A 23,895-nucleotide genomic window follows, 5' to 3' on the forward strand; every position below is an offset into this window, starting at 1 on the left:
AATGGTTGTAACACCCCCATTAGTAATTTCACTATTCAAAAATTTACTTTGGAAAGTTAATACCAAGGAAAAAGAAATCTATTTGACTTTTGATGATGGCCCAACACCAGAAATTACCGATTGGGTTTTGGGTCAGTTAGCATTATATAATGCAAAGGCTACTTTTTTTTGTATTGGGAAAAATATTGAAATGCAGCCCGAAATATTCAGGAGGGTGATTAAAGGAGGACATTCTATAGGAAATCATACCAACAATCATTTGAATGGTTGGAAAACAAATGTTTCCAATTATTTAGATAATACTGAAAAGGCTCAAGCAAATATTTCTCAACATCTAACTTATTCTCCAACTCCTAAGTGGTTCCGCCCACCATATGGAAAAATTACCCCAAGCCAATCAAAAGAACTTAAAAAAAGGAATTATAAAATTGTTATGTGGCATGTGGTTGCCTATGATTGGGATGACACCATTTCACCTGAGATATGTTTCGAGAATATTAAAAAAAACTCAAAAGAAGGAAGCATTATAGTGCTCCATGACAGTGTAAAAGCTTATCCAAACTTAAGAGAAGTTTTACCTAGGACACTTGAATTTTATACAAAAAAGGGATTTCAATTTAAGGGATTAGACAACCGGAATAATTTTAAATAAACCCGATTAAAGATATTCTTGAAGAATTCCAATAAGAGTATTAGCATCTTGTTCGCCACTATGACGCCATTTCATTTCTCCACCTTTATAAATAATCAAAGTGGGAAGACCTTTGACTCGTAATGCCTCGGCTAAGTCTTTGTTTTTGTCTACATCAATTTTAATGACCTTAGCCTTATCTCCTAAAGCCGCTGCAACATCACGAAGAACTGGATGCATAGCAGTAGATTGATCATTCCATTCGGTATAGAAGTCCAACAAAACAGGAACTTCAACATCGATTAATTCCCCAAATTTTGACATACAAATTGGTTTTGAGTCAATATCGCAAAAAACCCTCTAATCTTGTTGATTTGAGAATTTTACTGCCCTAAATATAAAAATAATCAAATTAACAGAATTTCAATAAATTCCATTCAATTATGTATCATTAGAGCCCTTTTTCAATTCGATTACGGTAATCTCTGGCCAAATACCTACCCTTCCAGGGTATCCTAAATATCCAAAGCCACGATTAACATTTATGTACTGACCCAACTCTTTATAAATTCCAGCCCAATAACGGTAACGCCATTTAACAGGGCTCCACTTAACAAGACCGGGAATTTCAATACCAAATTGCATACCATGCGTATGCCCGCTCAAGGTTAGGTGATAATGCGTATCATGTTTTAAAACAACTTCAGACCAATGACTAGGGTCATGACTCATTAATATTTTAAAATCATCCTTATGCACTCCCTTACTAGCCAAATCTATATCTCCAGATTTACGAAATCCACCTGCTCCCCAATTCTCAACGCCTATTATTGCAATTCTGTCACCATTACGTTGTAAAAATCGATGTTCATTCAACAACAAATCGTATCCTAATTCTTTATGGATTTTTACTACTTCTTGAAAGTTTTGGTCCTTTGCCTCTGAAGTGTCCCAATCTACATAATCTCCATAATCGTGATTTCCTAATATGGAAAACACACCATCAGGAGCTGAAAGCTGAGAGAACAAGTTTTTCCATGGATTCATTTCAGTGCTGAGATTGTTAACCATATCTCCAGTAAACAAAATAACATCCGATTCTTGGCGATTAATTAAATCTACAGCATATCTTATTTTTTCCCTATTCTCGAAACTGCCCGAATGCAAATCGCTTATTTGCGTTATCCTATAACCATCGAATGCGTCCGGTAAATCTTCAAAATACAATTCATAACTAAGAACCTTAAAATTGTATTTCCCCTTATACATTCCATAGAGCAATGACCCGAATGGAATGGCAGCCAATGCCAATGCAATTTGACTTATAAATTTTCTTCTTGAAGGAATCGCGAAAGAATCTGAAGAATTAGTGATTTTATCATACAATCCAACTAAGAAACGTAAAATATCCTCTCCTAATAGAATAGGCACCACTATTAAACTAATGGAGGTAAATGCCAATAAGAACCCGAAGGCATAACTTTTGGCAGGAGAAAGTACCTTTCCCTCCGACCCCATGGAGAATTGTATAATTACATTACCGATAACAATTATGGCTATAATGATATATAAATAATGAACCCAACTTTGTTTGGTAATAGTTTTTAAGGCTTGATAGGTGTAGAAATTAAAAAGCCCAACAATTACGAAAAGAATAATCCAACGGAGCATAGCTAGATATGTTTTACAAAGATACCAAATAGCTACACCAAAACTCTTATAAAACTGTTAACTAAAAGAAAGATAATTAATTAGAATTTTTTATTCCCAATTGTATTTTTCAAACCCTTGATAATGGCTATATCACTTTGAAATTCTTTGCCTTCATCTAGAAATTTTTCTGAGTTGAACGAAATAATAGGAGCACCATACTCTTGCACAAGGTTAGATGCTGAACAATGAATTTCTCGGAAGCCAGCTTCTATAAACAAACCTATATTTTGGAGCGTCACCCCTCCACCAGGCATTATTGTTACCTGCTTGTTTGCATAATTTTTTAGTTTGGTAAGTATTTCCATACCCAACTCTGCGGAAGTTTTTTGGCCACTTGTTAATACCCGGTCAATGCCCAAATCAATTATTTTATCAAGCGCTTCCATGGAGTTGGGTGTTAAATCGAATGCACGATGAAAGGTAAATGGCAACGGATTTGAAATATCCACTAATTGATTTGTTGCTTCAATATCCACTTCAAAATTTGGTTTTAGAACGCCTGAAACTATTCCTGAACAACCTATTTCCTTACAGAATTCGATGTCCGCTTTCATTATTGAAAGTTCTTCCTCAGAATAAACAAAACTTCCAGATCGTGGTCGAATAAGTACAAATACTGGAATATCTAATTTTTCAATAACTTTTGAAACCAAACCATAACTTGGAGTAATTCCACCAACACCCAGCTCGGAACATAACTCTATTCTATCCGCTCCTCCCAATTCTGCATTTAAAGCCGACTGATAATTAGCTGCACAAATTTCTAATAGCATATTTCTTACTTATTAATAGCTTAAAAATAGGTTGTTAAAAGGTAAATAGTCTTCTTGTTGTTATAAAGATTCAATTCCATTAAGTGAAAACTTAAAAAATAGGCTAATTTAGGACTCCATTAAATTTTCAAAAATCTATCCAATTCAATGAAACGCCGCAAATTTATTAAGGCATCTTCACTATCAGGAGCAGCACTGCTTGTTGCTTCCACCGCTAATGCCTGTCAAGATAAAAACCAAACCGAAGTTAAAAAAGACCCTGAAGCAAAACCTTCCTTTCCATTAGCAATCGCAACATGGAATGTAGAGCGTTCTGTTTCGACGGCCTCTGAAGTTTTAAAAAAAGGAGGTAGCGCTCTTGATGCCGTTGTAGAAGGCTGCAAAATTGAAGAAGCCGACCCAAAAAATATTACAGTTGGTTTGGGAGGATTGCCAGATCGTGATGGTAATGTAACCTTAGATTCTTGTGTAATGGACAATAAGGGAAATTGTGGATCCGTAGTTTATCTTCAGAACATTGTGCATCCAGTAGAAGTTGCACGTAAAGTTATGGAAGAGACACCACATGTGATGCTTGCTGGCAAAGGGGCTGAACAGTTTGCGTATGAGATGGGTTTCAAAAAAACAGACTTACTTACAGAGGAATCTAAAAAGGCATGGGAAAAATGGAAAGTGGAAAGTAAATACGACCCTATTATCAATATAGAAAACCACGATACCATAGGAATGATAGCAATTGATAACGACGGCCAATTATCTGGTGCCTGTACTACTAGTGGATTAGCATATAAAATGGGAGGACGCGTTGGGGATTCTCCAATAATTGGTTCCGGTTTATTTGTAGATAATGAGATTGGAGGAGCTGTGGCAACAGGCTTGGGTGAAGAAGTAGTTAAAACTGTGGGAAGTTTTTTAATCGTAGAATTAATGCGTCAAGGGAAAAGTCCACAGCAAGCATGTGAGGAAGCAATTAAACGGATAGTTGAAAAACCAAACAGCAATTTTAAGAATTTTCAGGTTGGTTATGTAGCTACAAACAAAAGGGGAGAAATTGGTTATTATTCAATCCATCCAAATTTTAGCATCACCATTTATCGGGATGGAAAAGTTGAGAATTTAAAATCCAAATCCTACATATCAGCTTAGAAATATTTGATCATTAAATCGATTAATTTCTGTTTCAGCTTGGTGTACGGTGGTTTTATCAATGAAACTGGACTAATTGTAAATTGATTTAGAATTGCCCGTTCGTTGGTGAAAGCCTTGAAACCGTGATAGCCATGTGACTTTCCAATACCGCTATTATTAATCCCCCCAAATGGCAACTCATTATTCAAAAAATGGAGTAGATTGTGATTAATGGTGGTACCTCCTGCCCTCGTATTAGCAATAATATGCCTAATGTTAACCTTGCTTTCACTAAAAATATATAATGCCAATGGCCGTTCATTAGCATTAACATATGCAATGGCTTCATCTAATTGAGTGTATACTTTTATAGGGAGGATAGGACCAAATATTTCCTCCCTCATCACCCTCATATCGTCTGATGGATTAACGATAAGAGTTGGAGGAAAAAACTTATTTTCAGATTCGGCAGGTGATAATTGGATTACTTCCGCCCCTTTCGATTGCGCATCTGCCACTAATTCCATTAACCTATTAAAATGCTCAGCTGATATTATACGCCCATAGGATTTTGAATCTTTCTGTTCTTTCCCATAAAAACTGGCTATGGTATTCTCCATTTCAGCAATTAAACTGCCTACTATATTTTGCTCTACCAAAACATAATCTGGCGCAATACAAGTTTGCCCAGTGTTAAGAAACTTACCGAATGTAATTTTTTCGGATATTTCTGAAACCTTAACAGAACCATCAATAAATACTGGCGATTTCCCCCCCAATTCTAAAGTTACACTAGTTAAATGTTTGGCGGCATTCTTCATGACAATCTTACCAACACTAGGAGAACCAGTAAAAAAGATATGATTAAAAGGCAAGGCTAACAATTGCTCTGCCGTTTCAACTCCACCTTGTATCAAAACTACTTCATCTGAATTGAAAACGTCCTCAATAATATCTTGCATTACTTTAGAAGCCATAGTAGAAATTTCGGAAGGCTTTATTACAAGGCAGTTGCCAGCTGCAATAGCTGAAACTAGAGGGCATAATGTTAAAGTAACAGGATAATTCCATGGAGACATGATTAAACACACTCCTTTGGGTTCATATTTTATATAAGAATTACTGCCAAACAAAACCAAAGGCGATCTCACCCTTTTATTCTTCATCCAATATGGAAGGTTTTTTTTGGCTTTTTTAATTTCATCGACAACTGGATATATGTCAGATAAATCGGTTTCAAGAATTGGTTTGCCAAAATCAGCCAACATCGCCTCCCTAATCCTTGATTTATAGGTTGTTGTAATGGCAATTTGAAGTTTCGTTAATTTAGAAATCCTCTCCTTATAGGACGTATTGCCAATCTCAAATTGCTTCGCTTTAAGCCTTTCAAAGGCCTGTAAATGGGGATTTGTCATATAATTCTTAGTAATCAACTAACGGTTTTACTGGGCTGCAGGCCCGTTTCATGCATTTCATCGATGTTTTTTGTAACGGCTTTCAACTTATCTAATAATCAAGTGGGTTTGTCCAAAATATTTAATCAAGGTAAACATCCTACGCATCTTTGTATAGCAATTGAAACCCAAATACTATAAACGTCATGAAATCATTAATTACTTTAATCCTTTTCGTTAGCCTACCAATCTTCGCTTCTGCGCAAGATAATTCTGAGGCCAATTTACCTATTGACAAAACATTTATGGTTTCTATTGTTAAAGATACTGCTAATAAGCCTGCTATTAAAATAGACCAAAAATCAGCTTCGCAATTACAAGTTATCGATTTAAATTATAAAAAGAGTCTTGATTTGGTGAGCATAAAAGCATATAGAAAAAGTCTTCAAATTAAAGTGAAGACAATTAAGAGATGTTAATCTTTTAAAGGATTATTTAATTGCAGCGCCTAAGGGCGCTTTTTTTATTTCCATTCGGTACAATCGCTTTAAGTTTTGTAGTTTTATTGACTTCAAAATTTCATTCATGTCTGAACAAAAACGCCTTTTTTTAGTTGATGCCTACGCAGTTATTTTTCGTGGTTATTACGCATTTATAAAAAATCCAAGAATCAACTCCAAAGGAATGAACACTTCCGCAATCATGGGTTTTATGAATTCCCTATTGGATGTGATAAAACGTGAAAGACCTGATCATCTAGCGGTCTGTTTTGATAAGGGGGGAAGTGTTGAGCGGGTAGAAATGTTCGAAGATTATAAGGCCAATAGAGATGAAACACCGGAGGCAATAATCAATTCAATTCCTTATATCCATGATATTTTAAAGGCAATGCATATCCCAATCATGGTTAAGGAGGGTTATGAAGCCGACGATGTCATTGGCACTCTATCCAGACAGGCCGAAAAAGAAGGTTATCGGGTTTATATGGTTACCCCAGATAAGGATTTTGCGCAGTTAGTCACTGATAATATTTTTATGTACCGCCCAGTTTTTGGAGGTGGATATGAAACTTGGGGCATCCCAGAAGTTAAAAAGAAATTTGAAGTTGAACGTCCTGAACAAGTTATCGATTTGTTGGGAATGATGGGAGATTCATCAGATAACATTCCAGGATTTCCTGGCGTTGGCGAAAAAACTGCGAAGAAGTTCATCGCTGAATTTGGAAGCATGGAAGAATTGCTTGCCAATACCGATAAATTGAAGGGCAAAATGAGGGAGCGAGTTGAAGAAAATAAAGAACTGGGGTTGCTTTCCAAAAAACTTGCGAGGATAATGCTTGATGTACCAGTTATTTTCGATGAGCATGATTTTGAACTATCGGAACCGGATATCGAAGCGGTAACAGCGATTTTTGAAGATTTAGAATTTAGAAGGTTGACAGAAAATTTCATAAAAACCTTTGCAAAGGAGGAGTCTGTTCCAAATGGTGATAACACTAATCTAAGTACGCCAACCAAAGAAGTCTCTAGTTCTCCTGCTGGATCAGGGCAATTCTCTCTATTTGGTGAAGATTCTGAAAGTCTTACAATTTCTACTTCCCGGGATACCTTTGAGACCAAAAGTCATTTATACCAAAGTGTAGCTACCGGATTGTCTACTTCGCTCTTCATTAAAAATCTAATGAACCAGAAAAGTGTTTGTTTTGATACTGAGACAACTTCCATCAACCCAATTGAAGCGGAGTTGGTAGGAATTGCATTTAGTTGGGAAGCATCCAAAGGGTTTTATCTTCCATTCCCTGAGGAAAGAGAAGATGCCCAAAAGCTATTGGAACAGCTTAGAACATTTTTCGAAAATGAATCCATTGAGAAAATAGGTCAGAATTTAAAATATGATATAAAGGTTCTCCATAAATATGGCATAGAAGTAAAAGGTAAATTATTCGACACTATGTTAGCTCATTATCTGATAAATCCAGATATGCGCCATAATATGGATGTTTTGGCAGAAACCTATTTAAACTATACTCCTATTTCTATTGAAAAGTTAATTGGTAAAAAGGGTAAGAATCAAAAATCCATGCGCACGGTTCCATTGGATCAGCAAACAGAATACGCCGTTGAAGATGCGGATATTACCTTGCAATTAAAGGAGTATTTTGAAAAAGAACTAACCGAGGCCAACACCCAAAAACTGTTTGATGACATTGAAATTCCATTGTTAAGGGTTTTAGCTGAAATGGAATTGGAAGGGATTAATCTTGATATTCCATTTCTGAATGAATTATCGAAGGCTCTTGATCGCGACATAAAGCAACTTGAACAGAAGATTTATGAAGCAGCAGGTGAAACTTTTAATATTGCCTCCCCGAAACAGTTGGGCGAAATTTTGTTTGAAAAATTAAAATTGGTCGACAAGCCGAAGAAAACTAAAACGGGTCAATATTCCACAGCTGAAGACGTGTTGTCTTACTTGGCTAAAGATCACGAAATCATAAAGAATATCCTCGATTATAGAGGTCTAGCCAAATTGAAAAGCACCTATGTTGATGCTCTACCTCAACAGGTCGAACCTTCAACTGGTAGGGTTCATACAGATTATATGCAAACTGTGGCCGCCACAGGAAGATTAAGTAGTAATAATCCTAATCTTCAAAATATTCCTATTAGAACAGAAAGAGGGCGGCAAGTGCGAAAGGCATTTATTCCTAGGAATAATGACTTCACTTTGTTGGCTGCCGATTATTCTCAAATAGAATTGAGAATAATCGCTGCTTTGAGTGAAGAAGATAATATGATTGAAGCCTTCAAAAAGGGAGAGGATATTCATGCATCCACAGCTTCAAAAGTATTTAATGTGCCTTTATCAGAAGTTACAAGAGAACAAAGAAGCAATGCCAAGACGGTTAACTTCGGAATTATATATGGTGTCTCAGCATTTGGATTGAGCAACCAAACCGATCTGAGCAGGAGCGAGTCTAAAGACTTAATTGATACTTATTATGCCACTTATCCCAAATTAAGAGCATTTATCAACCAACAAATTGATTTTGCAAGAGACCATGGTTATGTTCAAACCGTGTTAGGTCGTCGTCGGTATTTAAAAGATATAAATAGCAGAAATGCAGTCGTTCGTGGCGCTGCAGAAAGAAACGCTGTTAACGCTCCAATACAGGGAAGTGCGGCGGACATCATAAAAATTGCCATGATTAATATTCATAAAAAATTAAAATCAGAAAAGTATAGAACCAAGATGCTCTTACAGGTACACGATGAATTGGTTTTTGATGTTTACAAACCTGAATTGGAACAGGTTTCAAAAATGATTAAAACTGAAATGGAAAATGCTTACACTTTAACTGTTCCATTAGATGTAGAGATAGATACTGGCAGCAACTGGCTGGAGGCACATTAAAAATTTGTTATCAATTCATGTCGTCCACCTAAATGCACCTTGAACGATTTATCATATGATTCCTGATAAAATGAAAATTTAATAAAGGCTAGGAACCAAAAAACAAAATGTTATGAAAGTACTCTTTATTGGTGGCACCGGAATTATTAGCTCTGCTTGTTCTCAATTGGCAATTTCTCGGGGAATGGATTTATACCATCTCAACCGCGGACAAACTTCTAGCCTAAGACCAATTGAGGGGGTAAAACATATTGCAGCCAATATCCGTGATTTAGAAAACACCAAAAAAGAACTTGAAAGCCATCATTTTGATGTGGTAGTGGATTTTATTTCATTTAAAAAAGAACACATTAAAAATAGCATCGCTCTATTTTCAGGAAAGACAGGTCAATTTGTATTTATCAGTTCTGCATCAGCCTACCAAACACCACCAGAAAAACTGCCGGTTACTGAAAATACTGTTTTGGATAACCCTTATTGGCAATATTCCAGAGATAAAATTGATTGCGAGGTAATACTTAGAGATGCTTATGATAGAAATGGATTTCCGTACACCATTGTTCGTCCCTCCCATACATATGACAAAACTACCATTCCACTTATTGGTGGATATACAAGCCTTCAAAGATTAAAACAAGGAAGACTTGTTATAGTTCCTGGAGATGGAACATCAATTTGGACACTAACACATCATAAGGATTTTGCTGTGGGTTTTTTAGGCCTATTTGGAAAGTCTGAGGCAATAAATAATGATTTCCATATTACTTCAGATGAGTGGTTGACTTGGAATCAAATCTATAAGTTATTTGCTAAAGAATTAAATGTTGATGCCAATTTTTTTTATGTGCCCTCAAATATTATTGCTAAATATGACAAGGATTTAGGAGATGGACTTTTGGGAGATAAAATGCACAGTATGATTTTTGACAATTCAAAAATTAAATCGTTGGTACCGGAATTCAATGCTAAAATACAGTTTGGTGAAGGAGTAAAGGAGATAGTTTCATGGTATGAAAACTTTACTATGCCCGAAAGATTTGATTTGGAATTAGATAGAAAAATGGATAACATTATTAATGATTATTCAATTGATCCACTTATAAGATAACCAACATTAAAATAACTATGAGATTCTACATTGTCATTGGTATTCTGTTTTTAGTCTCGTGCAAACCCAATAACAAGAAACCTGAACTCTCTGGAATCAATCTCAAAGATGCATATAGAAATGCATTTAAAATGGGTAGTGCTATAAATGAAGATATAGTTTCAGGAGCAGATCAAAAATCCAAAGACATTATAATTTCCCAATTCAATACAATTACACCAGAAAATTGCATGAAAGCCGGCCCTATTAATCCAGAGCCAGGAATCTACAATTTTGAACCGGCTGACGACTTTGTCGCTTTCGGACAAGCAAACAATATGTTTATTATAGGACACACTTTAATTTGGCATAACCAAACCCCAGACTGGTTCTTTAAAGATGATCTCGGCAACCCAAATACTACGGAAGCCCAAGCAGAACGTTTGCGTTCGCACATAGAAATGGTTGCTGGCAGATATTCAGGAAAAGTTCATGCATGGGACGTTGTTAATGAAGTTATAGACAATGATGGGTCTTACAGACCTACTACTTGGGTAAATAGTATAGGAGATGGCGATGAGTTGGTAAAACTCGCATTTAAACATGCAAGTAAATATGCCCCTGATACAGAATTATATTATAATGATTTCAATGCATGGAGACCTGCCAAACGAGATGGGATTATGCGAATGGTTAGGATGCTTCAAAATGAGGGCATCCGGATTGATGGAATAGGCATTCAAGGACATTGGGGATTAAATTATCCAAAAACAGAATACATCGAAGCAGCCATCGATTCCTTTGCTTCACTCGGTGTAAAAGTAATGATTACAGAACTTGATGTGGATGTTTTACCTCTTACCAAAGAGGGGCAAATCATCGGAACTGGATTATTACATCCCCAATACGAATTAGAAGAGTTTAAGGAATTCCTAGACCCCTATCGAAATGGCTTACCCGAAGAAATGCAACATGCATTAGCTGATCGTTACGCTGAACTTTTCGAAATTTTCTATCGAAAAAAAGATAAAATAGACCGTGTTACTTTATGGGGGCTTCATGATGGGATGACCTGGAAAAATGATTACCCAATAAACAATCGCACTAATTACCCATTACTTTACGACAGAAATAAAAATCCTAAACCAGCATTGCAGGCTATATTGAATATCCCAAATAATTTTTAATTAGTTCCAATTTCAGTTTTTACTATTTCAAAATGAAATTTTAAAGACGACCAACTCATCTTGAAAAATGTTTTAATTTGACCTAAAACCAAAATTAAAAATGACGACCATGGAGAGGTAACTTTAAAAATTAGGAACAACAGAAATAACAATTGATTAGAGGCAAAATAGTGGTTTTTTTAAGTCCTTATAAAAATTCACTTTAGACTGTTTGGTAATCACATAATTAATCGTAAATTTGCAAACTCTTTTTTGGAGAGGAATGTTTAATCCGTCCGCATCGAGCGGACTTGTAAATTTAAATAGTGTGGATACATTAAGCTACAAGACTATTTCAGCCAATAAATCTACCGTCAATAAAGAATGGGTATTGGTGGATGCTGAAGGTCAGAATCTTGGTCGCTTGGCTTCTAAAGTAGCAAAACTCCTTAGAGGTAAGCACAAGACCAACTTTACACCACACGTTGATTGCGGCGATAACGTAATTGTTATTAACGCAGAGAAGATTGGACTTTCAGGCAAAAAGTGGAACGATAAGACTTACATCCGTCACACAGGTTATCCTGGCGGACAAAGAAGCCTTACTGCCACAGAATTGTTTGATAAAAATCCTGCAACGTTGGTAGAAAAATCCGTGAAAGGGATGTTGCCTAAAAATAAGTTAGGCGCAGACTTATTCCGTAATTTAAATGTTTATGTAGGTTCTGAGCACCCCCATTCAGCTCAACAACCAAAAACCATTAATCTTAACGAATTCAACTAATGGAAGTAATTCACAAAATCGGCCGAAGAAAAACTGCTGTTGCTCGTGTTTATGTTGCTCCAGGAAAAGGTTCTATTACAGTTAACAAAAGAGACTTAAAAGAATATTTCCCTACCCCAACTCTTCAGTACAAAGTGAACCAACCTCTTACAATGACTGAAAACGAAGGAAACTTCGACATTACAGTTAACGTATTTGGAGGTGGCGCCACTGGTCAAGCTGAAGCTGTTCGTTTAGCACTTTCTCGCGCTATGTGCGAACTAGACGCAGAAAACAGAGGTATTTTAAAGCCTGAAGGATTATTAACTAGAGACCCAAGAATGGTTGAGCGCAAGAAATTCGGTCAGAAAAAAGCGCGTAAGAAATTCCAGTTCTCTAAACGTTAATATTTTTCAAAGTATTATGTGGATCTGCACGAGGCAGATTCAAAAAAAATTAACCAAGTATTTGTTGTCCACGGCTTCGTCCGGGATTTAGTTTAGCATCTAAATGGTTAAGGCCGAATAATCGCCACTTAATCATTGCTAATTCAACAGAACGTAAACTATTACAAAAATGGAAAATATTGTAGTTAAAGACTTATTAGATGCAGGAGTGCATTTTGGGCATTTAACCAGAAAATGGGACCCCAATATGGCACCTTACATTTATATGGAGCGTAACGGCATCCATATTATCAATCTTTACAAGACTGCAGCTAAAATTGAAGAAAGCGCAAAAGCTCTTCATAAAATTGCCGCTTCTGGAAAGAAAATCTTATTTGTAGCAACTAAAAAACAGGCAAAAGATATCGTTGCTGAAAAAGCTGGCGCGGTTAACATGCCTTACATTACTGAAAGATGGCCAGGTGGTATGCTTACCAATTTCATTACTATTAGAAAAGCCGTTAAAAAAATGGCTTCTATCGATAGAATGAAGAAAGATGGTACTTTCGAAACACTATCTAAAAAAGAACGTTTGCAAGTAGATCGACTACGTGCAAAACTTGAAAAGAACTTAGGTTCTATTAGTGACATGACTCGTTTGCCAGGAGCATTGTTTGTGGTAGACATCAAGCGTGAGCACATTGCTATTAAAGAAGCACAAAAATTAAACATTCCAATCTTCGCGATGGTAGATACTAACTCAGACCCACGTCAGGTTGATTACGTAATTCCATCAAACGATGATGCTTCTAAATCAATAGAAAAAGTCCTTTCTTTAGTTACTTCTGCTGTTGCAGAAGGATTAGCTGAACGCAAATCAGATAAAGCAGATAAGCCTGCTAAGTCTAAATCTGCTTCCCCTGTTAAGAAAAAAGCAGCAAAAGCAGTTGCAGTTTCTGAAGAAGAGGAATAAACCATACATATTCAAAACATAAAAGGTCGTTTAATTCTTTTCTATATAGAGACTAATTAAGCGACCATTTCAATTTAAATAATTAAAATTATGACTAAGATAACCGCTTCAGATGTTAATAAATTGAGACAAGCAACAGGTGCAGGCATGATGGATTGCAAAAATGCCCTTGTTGAAGCTGAAGGAGATTTTGAAAAAGCTATTGAAATCCTTAGAAAAAAAGGACAAAAAGTTGCTGCAAAGCGTGCTGATCGTGAATCAACCGAGGGTGCTGCAATTGCAAAAGTTAGCAATGACAACACTAAAGGTGTTGCCATCGTATTGGGATGTGAAACAGATTTCGTTGGTAAAAACGATAGTTTTGTTGATTTGGCCCACAAATTGGCAGAGTTAGCCTTAGAATGTTCCACTAAAGAAGAATTGTTAGCTGCTGATTTTGATGGCATATCAGTTTCCGAAAAACTTATTGAGCAAACAGGTGTAATCGGTGAAAAAATCGATATTAACGCGTTTGAAAAAATTGAAGCTCCTTACGTAGGTTCTTATATCCATGCGGGTAATAAAATTGCCACTTTAGTAGGTCTTTCTTCTTGCGCAGATGGCGCTGACGTTGTTGCAAAGGATGTTGCTATGCAGGCTGCTGCTATGAGCCCAATCGCTTTAGATGAAGACGGAGTAGACGCTGCAACGATCGAAAAAGAAATTGAAATTGCAAAAGAACAATTACGTGGCGAAGGAAAACCAGAAGCAATGTTAGACAATATTGCAAAAGGAAAATTGAAGCGTTTCTTTAAGGATAACACTTTAGTTAACCAAGATTTCATAAAAGACAGCAAACAAAGTGTTGCCCAATATGTAAAGTCATTAGGAAATGATGTTAAAGTAACTGCATTTAGACGCGTTACTTTAGGTTAATCCTATTTCAACTAATATTAAAATCCCGCAAATGCGGGATTTTTTGTTTATAATTATGCATATGAGATAATTTTGAAAATAGGAATTCTGAATTTCTCATTAAAAAAATATGTAGTTTTGCTAAACCGTTGTAACGATTACCGATTACAGCTACAAAGGATGTCAATTCATGAAATATAACAGAATCTTACTAAAGCTCTCAGGTGAAGCTTTAATGGGAAATCGACAATACGGAATAGATCCCCAAAGATTATCAGAATATGCCAAAGAAATTAAAGCAATTACAGAAGCTGGCGTAGAAGTAGCCATAGTAATTGGCGGTGGCAATATCTTTAGAGGGGTTGCAGGAGCAAGTAACGGAATGGATAGGGTGCAAGGTGACCATATGGGTATGCTTGCCACCATTATCAATGGCCTAGCTTTACAAAGCGCGCTTGAAGACGCCGGCGTACCAACCCGACTACAATCTGCAATACAAATAAATGAGGTGGCGGAACCTTTTATTAGGAGAAAGGCATTAAGGCATCTAGAAAAAGGCCGAGTTGTTATTTTTGGTGGCGGAACCGGAAATCCTTATTTTACCACTGATTCGGCTGCAGTTTTACGAGCCATCGAAATGGAAGCTGATGTTATTCTAAAAGGTACTAGAGTGGATGGCATTTACAATACCGATCCTGAAAAAGACCGTATGGCAATTAAATTCGATCACATCAGTTTTGATGATGTATTGAGAAAGGGCTTGAAGGTAATGGATACCACCGCCTTCACCTTAAGCCAAGAAAACCAATTACCTATTATTGTATTTGATATGAATAAAAGGGGAAACCTTTTTAAAGTGGTTTCTGGCGAGAAAGTAGGAACAAAAGTTAATTTATAGATTTTAAAGTCTAATTAGGAATTTTTAATTACCAATGAACGAGGAAGTCGATTTTATTTTAGATACTACACAAGAAGCGATGGACAGTGCCATCAAACATCTTGAAAAACAGTTTGTAAATATTCGCGCTGGTAAGGCAAGCCCGGCAATGCTTGGCAGTGTGTTCGTAGAATATTACGGCAATCAAACTCCTCTTAATCAGGTTGCCAATGTTAATACCCCAGATGGTCGTACGATTACTGTGCAGCCTTGGGAAAAACAAATGATAGGTGAAATTGAAAGAGGAATAATGATGGCCAACCTAGGATTCAATCCTATGAACAATGGTGAAATGGTAATTATTAATGTGCCGCCGTTAACAGAAGAGCGCCGAAAGAATTTGGCCAAACAGGCTAAAGCAGAAGCTGAAGATGCAAAAGTCGGAATTAGGAATGCTCGTAAAGAAGCCAATAACGATCTTAAGAAATTGGATATTTCTGAGGACCTTTTGAAGAATGCTGAGATCGATGTACAAGAAATGACAGATTCTTACGTAATGAAAGTGGATGAACTTCTAGAGGTTAAGGAAAAAGAAATCATGACAGTTTAACAAGCGGCATTAGTCGCTTTTTTTGTCCTCAATCACCTTATGAAAAGACACCTACTTAAAATCTGTCTTGTTTTCATTGTATCCTTTTCGTTTTCACAAAATGAAGGTAATCCCCAAAGCGAAGGATCAGAAAATACCACCAAACCAAAATTTTTAAAAAATATACCTGACGGGTATTTCCCCACCAAATATTTCAAGTTCGATTTAAGGTATCTTTTCAAATATAACCGGTACGAACATGTAAGAACTGGGGTGGGTGGCGTTACAACTGAAGATTTTTCAAAACTATTTAGAATAAGTAATTATGTTGTTTATGGTTTTGGTGACCACCGATGGAAATACAACATAACAGGAGGCATTTTGTTAAATCAGCCAACTGATACTTGGCTAAGTTTGGCTTATACGGATGATTTAACCGAAACAGCAAGTTCTCCCTATTTAACGGACAAAAGGACTTTCCGTGTGTTCCAACCTAGGCTTTTTAATATAGACAGATTTCACCACCACATTACCAAATCTGTTAGTCTGGAACATGTCTTCTCAGAAAAATTATTAGGTGTTTTAGATGTTTCAGCAAACAAAATTTGGCCCACTTACGATTACATCTATGTAAATGACGGTTTTGAATATGATCGATTTCATCTAAGTTTAGCCAAGCTAGCCATGCAATGGACTCCAGCAAACGGCAAAGTTATAGATCAACATAATGGAGCGGTTAAAATCGAGCAAGGATTTCCTGTAATATCCCTTCAATTAACAAAAAGTTTTACAGATATATTGGATGGTGATTTCGATTTTTTTAAAATAGATACAAGGTTTGCACATCAATTTAATTACAATAACGAAAGCACTACAGAAATTCTCACAAAGACAGGCATAGCGTTTGGAGATGTACCGATTACTCATCTTTACCATGCCTATCCAAATAATTTGAATAAACCCGAAATAATGCAACGCTTTTCGGTAGCAGGCATCAATAGTTTCGAAACAATGTATTTCAATGAATTCTTCGTGGATAGATATGCCTCACTTCAAATTAAACATTTTCTCAAACCATTTAATTGGGGGAAAAAATTTAAGCCCCAATTAGTGTTGATCAGTAGAATGGCAATTGGAGAAATGTCTGACATCGAAAAACATCAACTTATCAATTTTTCAACCTTCAAAAAGGGGTATTCTGAAGCAGGATTTGAAATGAATAAAATACTGTTTGGTTTCGGACTAGCCGCCGCTTATAGATATGGTGCCTATCATTTACCTAATTTCGAGCAAAACTTCGCGTTTAAGTTCACATTTAACATGAAGATATAGAATAAACTAACATTGGTATTATAAGTCTTATTCTTCTTCTTTTCATACCTTTGCACATCTTTTTAGATACCAATGCTTAAACTGTTAACTACCGGCTTTTGGGAAGTCGTTGCCCGCAAAATTCTACGGAACAAAATTGGGATTTTGGTTACCATTATTTTGGCAACCATTTTTCTGAGCTACCAATGGAAATATATGCGTTTCACCTATACTGAAGCCAACCTACTTCCTGATGACCACCCAATTAATGTAGAGTATAATGAATTTCTTAATCTTTTTGGTGAAGAAGGAAACCTTATAGTTCTAGGTGTAAAAGACAGTTTGTTATTCACTCCAGAAAACTGGAATGAGTGGCATTCTCTCGCAGATAAATTAAAGAAGTTTGATGCGGTTGAAACTGTACTTTCCATAAATGACTTACAACAATTAGTTAAAGATACTGCACAAAATAAATTTGTATTAAAACCATTAGTAAAGGACTCTATAGGTTCGCAAACCGCTATTGATTCTTTAAAAAATGACCTTTTAAGCAAATATCCTTTCTACGAGAATTTCCTGTTCAATTCTGAAAATCAAACAATTAGAACCATTGTTTATTTACATCAAGATATTGTAAATAGCGCTGTTCGAAGGGATTTTATTGTGGACGATTTAATTCCATTGGTTTCAGAAACTGAACTAAAAACAGGGATGGATGTCAGAGTTTCTGGAATGCCTTATATCCGCACATTGAATTCGCAGGTTATTATAGACGAGATTGGATGGTTTATTGGTGCGGCGTTATTGGTTACTTCCCTTATCTTCTTTTTCTTTTTTAGATCAATTAGGGCCACTTTAATTTCTTTAATTGTTGTTTCCATAGGGGTAATGTGGACCTTTGGTATCTTGGGATTGCTGAAGTATGAAATAACCGTTCTAACCGCATTAATACCCCCTTTAATTATAGTTATAGGAATACCTAATTGCATTTTCTTAATAAACAAATACCAACATGAGGTAAAGAAACATGGCAATAAGGTTAAATCGCTTCAAAGAGTAATTACCAAGGTTGGCAACGCCACCCTAATGACAAATGTAACAACCGCCTCAGGTTTTGCAACTTTTATTTTAACCGAAAGTTCTTTATTGAAGGAGTTTGGTGTTGTCGCTTCCTTAAGTATTTTGGCAATTTTTCTCCTTTGTTTGTTAATTATTCCAACTGTTTACACTTTTTTACCACATCCTAAAGAACGGCATCTAGAACATCTTAATCGACAATGGATAGGAGGTTTTGTCAATTGGATGGAAAAAATGGTAAGGGAATATCGCATTGCCATTTATGCGGTCTCTATTGTTACGCTAGCATTGAGTATCATTGGCATCTACCAAATGAAGATTTCAGGTAGTTTAATCGAGGATATGCCAAAGGATACGGAATTCTTTGAAGACATAGTCTTTTTTGAAAATGAATTTGATGGGGTCATGCCCTTGGAATTCATTGTTGACACCAAGCGAAAAAAAGGTGTTATGAGATCCAGCACCCTTAAACGTATGGATGAATTTGAGGAAGCTATTGAAGAACATCCTGAACTATCTAGGCCAATTTCTGTAGTTAGCTTGGTTAAATATGCCAAGCAGGCCTATTATAACGGCAACCCAAAATACTATCAACTTCCTAGTAGTCAAGAAAATAGTTTTATCATGTCTTATGTAAAGAATTCCAATTCTGAAGTGAGCATGCTAAAAAGTTTTGTGGATAGTACCGGTCAGTTTGCAAGGATTACAACCTTCATGAAAGATATCGGTACTGGAAGAATGGAACGAATTGAGGAGGACTTAAATAAAAGTGCCAAGAAACTTTTTCCAGAAGAACAATATACAATTTCAATGACAGGAAAGGCATTGGTTTTTCAAAAAGGAACAAAATACTTAGTTAAGAATTTGGTTATTTCCTTGTCTTTAGCAATTTTCCTCATCTCCATTTTCATGGCTTTTATGTTTAGAAGTTTTAGGATGATCATTGTATCACTTATTCCAAACTTACTTCCACTTCTCATAACTGCTGGACTTATGGGTTTTGTTGGAGTACCTATAAAACCTTCTACTATTTTAGTATTTAGTATTGCCTTTGGTATAAGTGTAGATGACACTATACACTTTTTAGCAAAATATAGGCAGGAGTTGCAAGCAAATCATTGGAAAATTAGGAAATCTGTATTTGCTGCACTTAGGGAAACTGGTGTTAGTATGTTCTATACATCAATAGTATTATTTTTTGGGTTCTCCGTGTTTACGATTTCTAGTTTTGGAGGCACTGTGGCATTGGGCGCTTTAGTATCAATTACACTTTTGTTTGCAATGTTGTCTAACCTGCTTTTATTACCTTCTTTACTGCTATCACTAGAACGGATGATTGCCAATAAAGAAACTCTTAAGGAACCTTCTCTAGACATTATACCGAATGATGAAGATGATGAAGAAGAGCTTTTTAAATAACATTAATTAATCTATTATTTTTGAATTCTTAAAAAATTGAAAATGGCATTACATTCTGTATTGGAGTTATTGCAAAAACGAAACACATTACACGATATTGAAGTAAAGGGATGGGTTAGAACCTTTAGGGCCAACAGATTTATAGCCTTAAATGATGGGTCTACCCTAAATAATATTCAGTGCGTTGTTGATTTTGAAAATACCGATAAAGAGGTTTTAAAACGTATTACCACTGGTGCTGCCTTACATATAACGGGAGAATTGGTTGAAAGTCAGGGCAAGGGACAGGACGTTGAAATTATCGTGAAAAAATTAATCGTCCTTGGTGAATCAGATCCCGAGACATTTCCAATTCAACCAAAGAAACACTCTTTCGAATTCCTTAGGGAAAATGCACATCTAAGGACACGTACCAATACCTTTAGCGCTATAATGCGTTTACGTTCCTCCCTATCCTTTGCAATCCATAAATATTTTAATGAAAATGGATTCTATTACATGCATACCCCCATTATAACTGGTTCTGATGCGGAAGGCGCAGGTGAAATGTTTAGGGTTACCACTTTAAGCGATTCTAATCCTCCAAAAAATGATGAAGGAAAAGTGGATTATACCAAAGACTTCTTTGGCAAAGAAGCCAACCTAACAGTTTCTGGACAGTTGGAAGCAGAGACTTATGCCATGTCCCTAGGAAAAGTATACACCTTCGGCCCTACCTTTAGAGCAGAGAACAGCAATACTTCAAGACACTTAGCTGAATTCTGGATGATTGAACCGGAAGTTGCATTTTTGGATTTGGATGGCAACATGGACCTGGCAGAATCATTCCTGAAATATGTTATCAATTACATATTGCAACATAATCAAACGGATCTTCAATTTTTAGATCAGCGATTAAAAGACGAAGAAAAAACGAAACCCGCAGACCAACGAAGCGAAATGAGTCTTATGGAAAAATTGCATTTCGTCGTTGAGAATCAATTCAAAAGAGTTAGCTATACAGAAGCTATCGATATCCTACGTAATTCAAAACCAAATAAAAAGAAAAAGTTCCAATACCTTATTGAAGAATGGGGTGCCGATCTTCAAAGTGAACATGAACGCTTTTTGGTTGAAAAACACTTTAAATGCCCTGTAATTCTATTTGATTATCCTGCCAAAATAAAAGCATTCTATATGCGATTAAACGAGGATGGCAAGACCGTAAGGGCAATGGATATCCTTTTCCCTGGTATAGGTGAAATCGTTGGAGGATCACAAAGAGAAGAACGCCTTGAAGTTCTAAAATCTAAAATGGGAGACCTAGATATAGACAAGAAAGAATTGTGGTGGTATTTAGATTTAAGAAAATACGGAACCGCCGTACATTCAGGCTTTGGTTTAGGATTTGAACGTTTGGTAATGTTTACCACAGGAATGGGTAACATTAGGGATGTAATACCATTTCCTAGAACGCCTCAGAATGCAGAATTTTAGGCAAAAAGCACTTAATTAACATATTTGAAACAATCTACAATACTAAATCTTTGTAGATTGTTTTTTGTTAAATTAGTACCAAAGAAGAACCTATGCTGAAGCAGCATTTACAGCTGAAATTATCGCAAAAATTATCTCCACAACAGATACAATTGATGAAGTTGATTCAATTGCCTACACAGGCTTTTGAACAACGGTTAAAACAAGAATTAGAAGAAAATCCCGCACTTGAAGGGGGCAAAGAGACTCCTGAGGATTACGATGATCAATATGACGATTTGGGCTCCTCCGAAGATGATTTTAATGATAATGAAACTATTGAAGCGGATGATATAAATGTTGATGACTATTTAAGCGACGATGACATCCCTGAATACCGTACCCAAGCTAACAATTATAGCAGCGATGATGAAGAAAAAAATGTCCCCTATGCTGCTGGTACTTCGTTTACACAGCATTTAACAAACCAATTACGAACCTTTCGTCTATCTGACGAAGAAATGGATATTGCCGAATTTTTGGTAGGTAGTGTAGATGAAAGTGGGTATATCCGAAGAAACTTGGCGGATATTGTTGATGATCTGGCTTTCACCCAAAATATTTACACAGATTTAGATACTGTAAAAAAAGTACTTAATAAAGTCCATCAATTAGATCCTGCAGGTGTTGGGGCAAGAAATCTCCAAGAATGTCTGGCTATTCAATTGCATAGAAAAGAAAAGAATGCCGATATTGAACTTGCAATTGATATAATAGAAAACGCCTTCGAGCAATTCACCAAAAAGCATTACAAAAAATTGCTTCAAAAATTTGATATCACTGAGGTTCAACTGAGAGATGCAATACAAGAGATTGAGAGGTTGAACCCAAAACCTGGTGGATCGTATTCTGGGAATACCAGAATGGTTGAACATGTTGTCCCAGATTTCGCAATTCGCATTGTAGATGGGGAATTGGAACTTACCTTAAATGGAAGAAATGCTCCTGAACTGCATGTTTCAAGAGAGTATTCTGATATGCTTAAAGGCTATAAAAGCTCAAAGGACAAATCGAAATCCCAAAAGGACGCTGTACTTTTCATAAAGCAAAAATTAGATGCTGCTAAATGGTTTATTGAGGCAATTAAACAGCGACAGCAAACTCTGTTTATAACAATGAGCGCAATTATGAATTACCAAAAGGAATATTTCCTTACTGGTGATGAGCGAAACCTAAGGCCAATGATTTTAAAAGATATCGCCGACGAAATAGAAATGGACGTGTCGACGGTTTCACGTGTGGCCAATAGTAAATATGTTGATACACCTTATGGCACCAAGCTCGTTAAGGAATTCTTTTCTGAATCTATGACTAATGACCAAGGTGAAGAAGTTTCAACACGAGAGATTAAGAAAATACTGGAAACAGTTATTGAAGAGGAAGACAAAAGAAAACCACTAACGGACGAAAAGTTAGCGAAGATTTTAAAGGATAAAGGTTATCCTATAGCGAGAAGAACCGTTGCCAAATACAGGGAGCAGTTAGATATTCCTGTTGCACGCCTACGTAAAAAGATATGATCAATCATATCCTTAGAAGCATCTCTTTTATACTGCATCCCTTAATAATGCCCTTCTTGGGGGTGGTTTTTTATTTTTCCAAAACCCCACGGTTTATACCTTCCGAAATAATATTGGCAAAATTGATATCCCTAGGAATTCTGACAATAATCCTACCAATATTGTTGTATTTTCTGCTAAAAACTTTCCATAGGGTAACAGACCATTACTTATCCACTACCAAGGAACGAATTATCCCTTTAATACTTAATTCCTTCATTTTATTGTTGATTTTGTTCAGGGTGTTGCCTGAGGAGGAAATTCCAGAATTGTATTATTTTTTCCTCGGAATATTAACCTCTAATCTAAGCTGCTTAACCTTAGTTTTATTCCGCTTCAAAGCTAGTATACATATGATAGGAACTTGCGGGTTATTCATGTTTATGATTGTTCTTGCAATACACTTTCAGATAAACATCTTACTTACTGTTTGCTTAATGTTGATATTAATTGGTGGAGTAGCCACATCTAGGTTACATATGAAAGCCCATAATATGGCCGAATTAATTGTAGGCGCTGCAATTGGATTAATCCCTCAATTAATCCTTATTAAGTATTGGCTATAAAATATAGAACATCAACCCAAATTTAAGGGTGGTAACATCAAGATTTCCATCTCCGAAGTCAACATCTGAAAAAAGCGTATTCAATCCATAATAGAAATTAAAATTAATGGTAGAATAACCGACGCTCAAAGTTAGCCCATACTGAAATTTGGAGGTGTCAGGATTATTTTTAAGGGTAAAATCGCCGATATCACTTCTAAATTTATAAACGTTATAAAAAACATACCCAAATTTGATTCCAGTATATATTCTCCAAAAATCGTAAGTATACATGGTTGAAGTCCGCCATCTAAATTCTATGGGAACCTCAATCAAATAATTCGTAAATCGATTGGTGGTATAGTCGAAATTTTCTCCATCCAGTATACCGTAGAATATTTCATCGTTATCATTGAAGATGGATATATTTTGATTGTAGGAATTAATAGACATCCCTAGACCAATACCTAAGGCAAGGTTTCGTCTTTCATTAACTGGCATATCTCTGATAAAACCGAAATGAAGACCTCCTGAAAACCCATTTTGGGAAACGAATTCTGGTCTGTTGATAAGCAAATTGTAAGTTAAGGAAGCGTAGAATTGATCCTCTCTATATAATGGATCAACTACTAATGTATCCACCTCAGATTCCTTAGGCCTATTATTCTGACCCAGTGAATT

The 23,895-nt window shown here is 36.1% G+C and carries 22 protein-coding genes; 17 read left to right on the forward strand and 5 right to left on the reverse strand.

The features are described 5' to 3' along the window. Position 1: 1 nt before the first annotated feature. Positions 2-652 carry a polysaccharide deacetylase family protein gene (locus ISU00_RS03475; RefSeq protein ID WP_228852652.1) on the forward strand — a complete coding sequence of 217 codons (651 nt, stop codon included), beginning with the start codon at positions 2-4 and terminating at the stop codon, positions 650-652. A gap of 6 nt (positions 653-658) precedes the next feature. Here ISU00_RS03475 and ISU00_RS03480 read toward each other — a convergent pair whose 3' ends face one another. The 3 genes from ISU00_RS03480 to ISU00_RS03490 all read right to left on the reverse strand — a co-directional run bounded on the left by ISU00_RS03480 (position 659) and on the right by ISU00_RS03490 (position 3,117). Beyond that, on the reverse strand, positions 659-955 hold the full coding sequence (locus tag ISU00_RS03480; RefSeq protein WP_228852653.1) for a thioredoxin family protein: 297 nt from the start codon (positions 953-955) through the stop codon (positions 659-661). A gap of 117 nt (positions 956-1,072) precedes the next feature. Next, the gene (locus tag ISU00_RS03485) at positions 1,073-2,302 is read right to left on the reverse strand and encodes a metallophosphoesterase (RefSeq protein WP_228852654.1); all 1,230 of its coding nucleotides are present in this window, start codon (positions 2,300-2,302) and stop codon (positions 1,073-1,075) included. A gap of 80 nt (positions 2,303-2,382) precedes the next feature. After that, entirely contained in the window at positions 2,383-3,117 is a 735-nt protein-coding gene (locus ISU00_RS03490) for a copper homeostasis protein CutC (RefSeq protein WP_228852655.1), read from the reverse strand. Positions 3,118-3,264: 147 nt separating this feature from the next. Here ISU00_RS03490 and ISU00_RS03495 point away from each other — a divergent pair, with 147 nt between their 5' ends. Beyond that, complete coding sequence (locus ISU00_RS03495) at positions 3,265-4,263, forward strand: N(4)-(beta-N-acetylglucosaminyl)-L-asparaginase (protein ID WP_228852656.1); 999 nt, start codon at positions 3,265-3,267, stop codon at positions 4,261-4,263. On the opposite strand, the gene ISU00_RS03500 is transcribed toward ISU00_RS03495, so the two are convergent. Further along, positions 4,260-5,660 carry an aldehyde dehydrogenase family protein gene (locus ISU00_RS03500; protein ID WP_228852657.1) on the reverse strand — a complete coding sequence of 467 codons (1,401 nt, stop codon included), beginning with the start codon at positions 5,658-5,660 and terminating at the stop codon, positions 4,260-4,262. The genes ISU00_RS03495 and ISU00_RS03500 overlap by 4 nt on opposite strands. Before the next feature lie 185 nt (positions 5,661-5,845). On the opposite strand from ISU00_RS03500, the gene ISU00_RS03505 reads away from it, so the two are divergent. The 15 genes from ISU00_RS03505 to ISU00_RS03575 all read left to right on the forward strand — a co-directional run bounded on the left by ISU00_RS03505 (position 5,846) and on the right by ISU00_RS03575 (position 23,235). Next, positions 5,846-6,118: a hypothetical protein gene (locus tag ISU00_RS03505; protein WP_228852658.1), complete on the forward strand. Its 273-nt coding sequence runs from the start codon at positions 5,846-5,848 to the stop codon at positions 6,116-6,118. A 106-nt stretch (positions 6,119-6,224) separates the two neighbouring features. Further along, positions 6,225-9,053, forward strand: coding sequence for a DNA polymerase I (gene polA / locus ISU00_RS03510; RefSeq protein ID WP_228852659.1), 2,829 nt, complete (start codon positions 6,225-6,227; stop codon positions 9,051-9,053). Positions 9,054-9,165: 112 nt separating this feature from the next. After that, entirely contained in the window at positions 9,166-10,161 is a 996-nt protein-coding gene (locus ISU00_RS03515; RefSeq protein WP_228852660.1) for an NAD-dependent epimerase/dehydratase family protein, read from the forward strand. 17 nt (positions 10,162-10,178) lie between these two features. After that, positions 10,179-11,327, forward strand: a complete 1,149-nt coding sequence (locus ISU00_RS03520; protein ID WP_228852661.1) for an endo-1,4-beta-xylanase — start codon at positions 10,179-10,181, stop codon at positions 11,325-11,327. A 307-nt stretch (positions 11,328-11,634) separates the two neighbouring features. Continuing rightward, positions 11,635-12,090, forward strand: coding sequence for a 50S ribosomal protein L13 (gene rplM, locus ISU00_RS03525; RefSeq protein WP_228853710.1), 456 nt, complete (start codon positions 11,635-11,637; stop codon positions 12,088-12,090). Next, positions 12,090-12,476, forward strand: coding sequence for a 30S ribosomal protein S9 (rpsI, locus tag ISU00_RS03530; RefSeq protein WP_228852662.1), 387 nt, complete (start codon positions 12,090-12,092; stop codon positions 12,474-12,476). Before rplM ends, rpsI begins: the two co-directional genes overlap by 1 nt. 169 nt (positions 12,477-12,645) lie before the next feature. After that, positions 12,646-13,428, forward strand: a complete 783-nt coding sequence (rpsB, locus tag ISU00_RS03535; protein WP_228852663.1) for a 30S ribosomal protein S2 — start codon at positions 12,646-12,648, stop codon at positions 13,426-13,428. Between the two features lie 90 nt (positions 13,429-13,518). Then, on the forward strand, positions 13,519-14,343 hold the full coding sequence (gene tsf / locus ISU00_RS03540; RefSeq protein ID WP_228852664.1) for a translation elongation factor Ts: 825 nt from the start codon (positions 13,519-13,521) through the stop codon (positions 14,341-14,343). 169 nt (positions 14,344-14,512) lie between these two features. Further along, positions 14,513-15,220 (forward strand): UMP kinase, encoded by a 708-nt coding sequence (pyrH, locus tag ISU00_RS03545; RefSeq protein WP_228852665.1) that lies wholly within the window; start codon positions 14,513-14,515, stop codon positions 15,218-15,220. Between the two features lie 34 nt (positions 15,221-15,254). After that, on the forward strand, positions 15,255-15,809 hold the full coding sequence (gene frr / locus ISU00_RS03550; RefSeq protein WP_228852666.1) for a ribosome recycling factor: 555 nt from the start codon (positions 15,255-15,257) through the stop codon (positions 15,807-15,809). Positions 15,810-15,848: 39 nt separating this feature from the next. Further along, a complete protein-coding gene (locus ISU00_RS03555) occupies positions 15,849-17,120 on the forward strand; it encodes a hypothetical protein (protein ID WP_228852667.1) in 1,272 nt (423 codons plus the stop codon). Positions 17,121-17,192: 72 nt separating this feature from the next. Then, a complete protein-coding gene (locus ISU00_RS03560) occupies positions 17,193-19,595 on the forward strand; it encodes an efflux RND transporter permease subunit (protein ID WP_228852668.1) in 2,403 nt (800 codons plus the stop codon). A 42-nt stretch (positions 19,596-19,637) separates the two neighbouring features. Continuing rightward, positions 19,638-21,071, forward strand: a complete 1,434-nt coding sequence (gene asnS / locus ISU00_RS03565; RefSeq protein WP_228852669.1) for an asparagine--tRNA ligase — start codon at positions 19,638-19,640, stop codon at positions 21,069-21,071. Between the two features lie 92 nt (positions 21,072-21,163). Beyond that, positions 21,164-22,630, forward strand: a complete 1,467-nt coding sequence (gene rpoN / locus ISU00_RS03570; RefSeq protein ID WP_228852670.1) for an RNA polymerase factor sigma-54 — start codon at positions 21,164-21,166, stop codon at positions 22,628-22,630. Further along, positions 22,627-23,235, forward strand: a complete 609-nt coding sequence (locus tag ISU00_RS03575) for a hypothetical protein (RefSeq protein ID WP_228852671.1) — start codon at positions 22,627-22,629, stop codon at positions 23,233-23,235. Before rpoN ends, ISU00_RS03575 begins: the two co-directional genes overlap by 4 nt. Here the strand turns inward: ISU00_RS03575 and ISU00_RS03580 are convergent. Continuing rightward, positions 23,230-23,856, reverse strand: a complete 627-nt coding sequence (locus ISU00_RS03580) for a porin family protein (RefSeq protein WP_228852672.1) — start codon at positions 23,854-23,856, stop codon at positions 23,230-23,232. The two genes, ISU00_RS03575 and ISU00_RS03580, sit on opposite strands and share 6 nt — an antisense overlap. Positions 23,857-23,895 lie beyond the last annotated feature (39 nt).

Origin of the sequence: Aegicerativicinus sediminis (assembly GCF_015476115.1) — a bacterium.
Classification (GTDB): Bacteria; Bacteroidota; Bacteroidia; order Flavobacteriales; family Flavobacteriaceae; genus Aegicerativicinus; species Aegicerativicinus sediminis.

What these genes read in the sequence shown, in the direction of transcription:
- ISU00_RS03560 (WP_228852668.1), top strand. Translation starts at nt 17,193, where the DNA reads ATGCTTAAACTGTTAACTACCGGCTTTTGGGAAGTCGTTGCCCGCAAA.
- asnS (WP_228852669.1), top strand. Translation starts at nt 19,638, where the DNA reads ATGGCATTACATTCTGTATTGGAGTTATTGCAAAAACGAAACACATTA.
- ISU00_RS03495 (WP_228852656.1), top strand. Translation starts at nt 3,265, where the DNA reads ATGAAACGCCGCAAATTTATTAAGGCATCTTCACTATCAGGAGCAGCA.
- pyrH (WP_228852665.1), top strand. Translation starts at nt 14,513, where the DNA reads ATGAAATATAACAGAATCTTACTAAAGCTCTCAGGTGAAGCTTTAATG.
- ISU00_RS03480 (WP_228852653.1), bottom strand. Translation starts at nt 955, where the DNA reads ATGTCAAAATTTGGGGAATTAATCGATGTTGAAGTTCCTGTTTTGTTG.
- ISU00_RS03475 (WP_228852652.1), top strand. Translation starts at nt 2, where the DNA reads ATGGTTGTAACACCCCCATTAGTAATTTCACTATTCAAAAATTTACTT.
- ISU00_RS03575 (WP_228852671.1), top strand. Translation starts at nt 22,627, where the DNA reads ATGATCAATCATATCCTTAGAAGCATCTCTTTTATACTGCATCCCTTA.
- ISU00_RS03555 (WP_228852667.1), top strand. Translation starts at nt 15,849, where the DNA reads ATGAAAAGACACCTACTTAAAATCTGTCTTGTTTTCATTGTATCCTTT.
- tsf (WP_228852664.1), top strand. Translation starts at nt 13,519, where the DNA reads ATGACTAAGATAACCGCTTCAGATGTTAATAAATTGAGACAAGCAACA.
- rpoN (WP_228852670.1), top strand. Translation starts at nt 21,164, where the DNA reads ATGCTGAAGCAGCATTTACAGCTGAAATTATCGCAAAAATTATCTCCA.
- polA (WP_228852659.1), top strand. Translation starts at nt 6,225, where the DNA reads ATGTCTGAACAAAAACGCCTTTTTTTAGTTGATGCCTACGCAGTTATT.
- ISU00_RS03500 (WP_228852657.1), bottom strand. Translation starts at nt 5,660, where the DNA reads ATGACAAATCCCCATTTACAGGCCTTTGAAAGGCTTAAAGCGAAGCAA.
- rpsB (WP_228852663.1), top strand. Translation starts at nt 12,646, where the DNA reads ATGGAAAATATTGTAGTTAAAGACTTATTAGATGCAGGAGTGCATTTT.
- ISU00_RS03515 (WP_228852660.1), top strand. Translation starts at nt 9,166, where the DNA reads ATGAAAGTACTCTTTATTGGTGGCACCGGAATTATTAGCTCTGCTTGT.
- rpsI (WP_228852662.1), top strand. Translation starts at nt 12,090, where the DNA reads ATGGAAGTAATTCACAAAATCGGCCGAAGAAAAACTGCTGTTGCTCGT.
- frr (WP_228852666.1), top strand. Translation starts at nt 15,255, where the DNA reads ATGAACGAGGAAGTCGATTTTATTTTAGATACTACACAAGAAGCGATG.
- ISU00_RS03485 (WP_228852654.1), bottom strand. Translation starts at nt 2,302, where the DNA reads ATGCTCCGTTGGATTATTCTTTTCGTAATTGTTGGGCTTTTTAATTTC.
- ISU00_RS03490 (WP_228852655.1), bottom strand. Translation starts at nt 3,117, where the DNA reads ATGCTATTAGAAATTTGTGCAGCTAATTATCAGTCGGCTTTAAATGCA.
- ISU00_RS03505 (WP_228852658.1), top strand. Translation starts at nt 5,846, where the DNA reads ATGAAATCATTAATTACTTTAATCCTTTTCGTTAGCCTACCAATCTTC.
- ISU00_RS03520 (WP_228852661.1), top strand. Translation starts at nt 10,179, where the DNA reads ATGAGATTCTACATTGTCATTGGTATTCTGTTTTTAGTCTCGTGCAAA.